The organism is Petralouisia muris, from assembly GCF_004793545.1.
Taxonomy (GTDB): Bacteria; Bacillota; Clostridia; order Lachnospirales; family Lachnospiraceae; genus Petralouisia; species Petralouisia muris.
Genome location: NZ_SRYA01000153.1, coordinates 1 through 4760 on the forward strand (window position 1 = coordinate 1; position 4760 = coordinate 4760).

6 protein-coding genes are annotated in these 4760 nt (G+C 37.1%); all 6 read left to right on the forward strand.

Annotated features, from left to right (window positions below; genetic code table 11):
* Positions 1-78: 78 nt before the first annotated feature.
* The 6 genes from E5329_RS28220 to E5329_RS32765 all read left to right on the forward strand — a co-directional run bounded on the left by E5329_RS28220 (position 79) and on the right by E5329_RS32765 (position 4422).
* Positions 79-612, forward strand: a complete 534-nt coding sequence (locus tag E5329_RS28220; RefSeq protein WP_408634715.1) for a response regulator transcription factor — start codon at positions 79-81, stop codon at positions 610-612.
* A 3-nt stretch (positions 613-615) separates the two neighbouring features.
* Positions 616-1554, forward strand: coding sequence for a sensor histidine kinase (locus E5329_RS28225; RefSeq protein WP_135992454.1), 939 nt, complete (start codon positions 616-618; stop codon positions 1552-1554).
* Positions 1555-1684: 130 nt separating this feature from the next.
* Positions 1685-2611 carry an ABC transporter ATP-binding protein gene (locus tag E5329_RS28230; RefSeq protein ID WP_135992455.1) on the forward strand — a complete coding sequence of 309 codons (927 nt, stop codon included), beginning with the start codon at positions 1685-1687 and terminating at the stop codon, positions 2609-2611.
* Positions 2604-3353, forward strand: coding sequence for an ABC transporter permease (locus tag E5329_RS28235; RefSeq protein ID WP_168356809.1), 750 nt, complete (start codon positions 2604-2606; stop codon positions 3351-3353). Before E5329_RS28230 ends, E5329_RS28235 begins: the two co-directional genes overlap by 8 nt.
* Before the next feature lie 3 nt (positions 3354-3356).
* Positions 3357-4079 (forward strand): ABC transporter permease, encoded by a 723-nt coding sequence (locus E5329_RS28240; RefSeq protein ID WP_135992457.1) that lies wholly within the window; start codon positions 3357-3359, stop codon positions 4077-4079.
* Positions 4080-4122: 43 nt separating this feature from the next.
* A complete protein-coding gene (locus E5329_RS32765; protein WP_408634716.1) occupies positions 4123-4422 on the forward strand; it encodes an ABC transporter permease in 300 nt (99 codons plus the stop codon).
* The last annotated feature ends 338 nt before the right edge of the window (positions 4423-4760 follow it).

The window sequence follows — 4760 nt, forward strand, 5'->3', positions numbered from 1 at the left end:
TACAACAGAAAGTCCTGTGCGGCATTTTTTTATTAAAAAAGTTGTAAACTGGTGTATAGCTTAGTAATCTTAGATATTATGCTCCCCCAAATAGACGGGTTGACAATACTGGGAGGATTAAGGAAAAATAGTAACATACCGGTTCTAATGTTAACAGCTAAAGACGAGGAAGTGGATAAGGTAATTGGGCTTCGGATGGGAGCAGATGATTATCTGACTAAGCCATTTGGGATGAACGAATTGAAAGCCAGAGTATATTCCCTAATTCGCCGCTATACTGTTTTTAGCGAACAGACTGAACAAAAAAGCAAGATTGAGTTTAAAAACCTGAGTATTAATTTAGAGACGAGAGTCGTTCATGTGGACGGAAAAACGATAGAATTAACAAATAAGGAATTCAACTTATTGGCTTTTTTGGCATCTCATCCAGGAAGAGCATTTACCAAGAAGCAAATATATGCAGAGGTATGGGCAGAAGAATATTCATTTGATGATAATAACCTGATCGCTTTTATAAGTAAACTCAGAAAAAAGATAGAATTGGATGAAAGCAGTCCGTCGTACATACAGACGATAAGGGGTGTGGGATATAGATTCAGTACGGAGGTATAAAATATGGTTACTTTTTTAATACTTGTTTGCAGTTTATTGTTCATTGTCTGTTTTATTTTATGCTCAGGTATGGTAAAAACAAATCGGCAATTAGATACTATATGTGACGTACTGGCGGACGTAAAGGATGGGAACCTTAACAGACGGATATTGGCGCAGAAAGCTGGTAAAATAAGAGAAATCTGCTATGGAATCAACGAAATTGTAGAAATTATGCAGAATAGAATTATTGAGCAGAAGATATCCGAACAGTCATATAAACGGTTGATGACCGGACTTTCACATGATGTAAAGACGCCACTGGCATCATTGATTGGTTATCTTGAAGCAATTGATGGTCGCATGGTAAAAGAGGAAAAACGGGACAGATATGTGAATATTGCGCTTATGAAGGCAATCCAGTTAAAAGATTTTACAAATGCCTTGTTTGAATGGGTGAAATTGGATGCAAAGGAAAAGGTGTTTCATTTCCAGAAACTTGATATTGTGGAATTGACGAGAACTATAATATTGGACTGGCTTAATGTGTTTGAAAAGAAAGAAATAACATATGAGTTTCAAATCCCCGAGACGGAGTGTTCTATGTTTCTGGATAAGATATCATATGAAAGGATTATCAACAACTTGTTTCAAAATATTGTTGTTCATAGTGATGCGGACAAGATGAAACTGGATATGGAAATTTCGGATGAAAAGGTTTGTATAGACATTACGGACTGGGGAACGGGAATTGAAGAAGGAAAACTTCCGTTTATTTTTGAAAGATTATATCGGTGTGACGAAGCAAGGGCTATGGAGGGAAATGGATTGGGGCTGGCTATAGTGAAGGAACTATTGGCAGCGCACCATGCATCTATTTATGTGGAAAGCATGGAAGGAGAATTCACGAGGTTTAAAATTGTGTTTTTTAAAAACAGTAACAAACAATTACAGAATGAATAAAAAAAGTTGCCGGGGGACCATATCATCCTTGGCAGCTTTCTTTATTTTAAGGGAAAAATAATCAGTTGGCAAGGTTTTGGCAAGGTTTGGGTGCTATAATACTAAATATAAAAAAAAGGAGTAATGTTTAATGGAGTATTTAGTTAAAACAAATGGGTTGACCAAAAAATATGAAACTCAGACAGTAATAAAGAATGTGAATTTACATGTAAAACCGGGTACAATATATGGTCTTTTGGGAAGAAACGGGGCAGGAAAGACCACAATTATGAAGATGATGCTTGGACTTACAAAGATAACGGAGGGGAGCATTACCTTATTTGGAAAAAGCTTATGCGATGGAAACAAGAGAAAAATATATCCACGGATTGGTTCCATTATAGAAGCCCCGGGGTTTTATCCAAACCTTACGGGAACAGAAAACCTTAAAATTTTTTCGATGTTAAGGGGAACTGTGAGCCGTGATGAAGTAAAAAAAGCGTTGGAAATTGTTGGGCTCCCCTATAAGGACAAAAAATTATACTCCAACTATTCATTGGGTATGAAGCAAAGGCTTGGAATTGCAAACGCAATCATGCATGACCCGGAATTACTTATTTTGGATGAGCCAATCAATGGTCTGGATCCAATAGGGATTGTCGAAATAAGAGAATTCCTTGAAAAGCTCTGTAAGGAGAGGGGAAAAACAATTATTATCTCGAGTCATATACTGTCAGAAATTGATTTGATTGCAGATGATATTGGAATCATTAACAACGGATATCTGATTGAGGAAAGCAGTGTACAAAAGCTTAGGGACAAAAACCAGAAATATATTTTGTTCAGAGTTTCGGATTCATCCCGTGCTTCTATGCTGATTGAGCAGAAGTTTGGGATTAAACAGTATAAAGTGGAAGATGAAGCAATTTTGAAAGTTTATCAGACCAATATTGTTGAGACAAATATAATTAACAGATTTTTGATGGAAAACGAGATAGACGTCTTTGAAACCCGTATCTGTAATGACAGTCTGGAGGATTACTTTAAAAAGATTACAGGGGGTGAGGGGATTGCTTAAGTGCATATTGGCTGAGTTTATGAAAGTAAAACGAAAAAAATTCGTTTTGGGTACATTATTGGCAGCATGGATATTGCCGGTTCCTTTAACTATTATAGTTGTAAAAGCGAAACTGTCATTTGATATTTTATTTATGTTTGCCATAGAATTTGGTTTTTTCCTCATACTTCCTATTGTATTAGGGATTATTGCAAGCTCTTCCATAAATGTGGAATATGATAACCAGACATTTAAAAATATGCTCTCAATTTCCATATCAAAAGGGATGATGCTGTGGGCAAAGATTATTTTCCTGATTTTTATGTCTTTTTTATATGGGATAGGCGCTATGGTATCGGTGATCATAGGGGGTGTAGTTCTTGGAGATTATGCATCAGTCCTGAGTAAATTAGGAATGGCGGTTCTACTGTCTTTCATGGTGGCACTTTCCATTCTCCCAGTTTATATTGTTACGGTATTAGCAGCAAAGAAGCATATAATTCCAACTGTCTTTACGATTGCATACACAATAGTCTGTTTTATATCATCTTTAAAATTGGTAAGGCTGCCATTGCCGCTGACGACGGTATTCCGGTGGGCATTGCCACATATATCCAATAACTCCCGGTTCATCAATACTGCGGGAAACGGAAGAATTTCGGAATGGATTGTAACTTTGCCTTATTGCATTGGAACAATAGTTCTTATGAGTGTGGTATCCATTGGTCTGACAACAGTCATTTTAAATAATCGGGAGGTGTGAGCGATGCCTAAAATGGTGGCAGCAGAGTGTATAAAATTAAAAAGAAATTCGATTTTAGGTATTGTGATATTGGGTTCTTTCTGCTCGGTAATATTGGCGGTGGTACAGCTTCTTGGAGCAGAGGGCAGCCAGCGTGGGTTCCAGGAATTAAATGACGGTGTCATCTGGAACAATGTGACCTTATTTTTTCCGGCACTTTTGACGTTAATGACCGGATATACGATAAACAGGGAGTATATAGATGATACCATGAAAAATAATTTGGTAGTCGGTGTAACGTATCAAAAAATGATGGCAGCCAAAGTTATAACAAATTTTCTTCTCATGCTGATTGTTGCTATAACTAATTTTGTATTAACTATAATAATTTCAGAGTTCCTGGGATATACGTTTTTTTCTATATCAACTAATTTTTTTAGAACTATTGTGACAAGTTTTGGGTGCTATGTGTCAGTGCTGCCAATCGTTCTTCTATCATCAATGAAAAGAAATAATTACTTAGGAGGCGTTGTTTTGGCATTTGCAGTAGGAATATGCGGCATCTTTGTAGCCAACACCAAACTTGTAAATATTTATCCCCTTACCGCCGGTCTGGCAATCGTCCACTATGACTCAAAACTCACTTTATACAAAGCAGGCTGGGGATGTGCTTCCATTATCATAATATTTATGATATCAGTGGCAATTCTTATAGGAGGGAGGAATCATGATGCGGGCTCAGCTTGAAGCCGAATTTATTAAAATGAAAAGGAAAAAGATGGTGTTGGCAATGTTTTGCTTTTTAGCAGCAGCCGTCAGTTTAATAGGTGTCTATTTCCACTTTGCTTCTGTCTCAGAGCCGTGGTTTCACAGCTTCGGCAAATTCACTGAGAGATGTATGTCTGTCATCAGTATGCTTCTTCCATTTTTAGCAGGTATGCTGCTAATCAGTCAAATAAGCTGTGAATATAGGTACCATACGATAAAAGAAATACTTCAGATACCCATTAGTATGAACCGGCTGCTGTTCGTTAAAGTAATGCTAAATATACTTGTCCTCTTCATAATATTAGTTCTATTGTACCAGTAATGTTGTTGTTTGCGATTGTGCTGAAGACAGGAATCAGTGTTGAAATATTGATGGGTATCCTGGTGAAGAGCGGTGCTTTAGCGGTACTAACGCCTATGTCATTGATGCCTATAATATTGATTACACAAATTACCAAGTCCAACGCAGTTTTAATAACAAGTTTAGAATTCATATATATAATCATAGGCTTGGCAGGAGGTGAAAAATTGGCGGGAGTGCATCCGGTATCAAGCATACTTACTAGTGTAGTCTCGGAAAGTCCATGAAGAAACAGAAAAGAATTATGTTATATGAATGGGAGTGACGGGGAGGAATAAAAAATGCTTATTTCTGAGTGG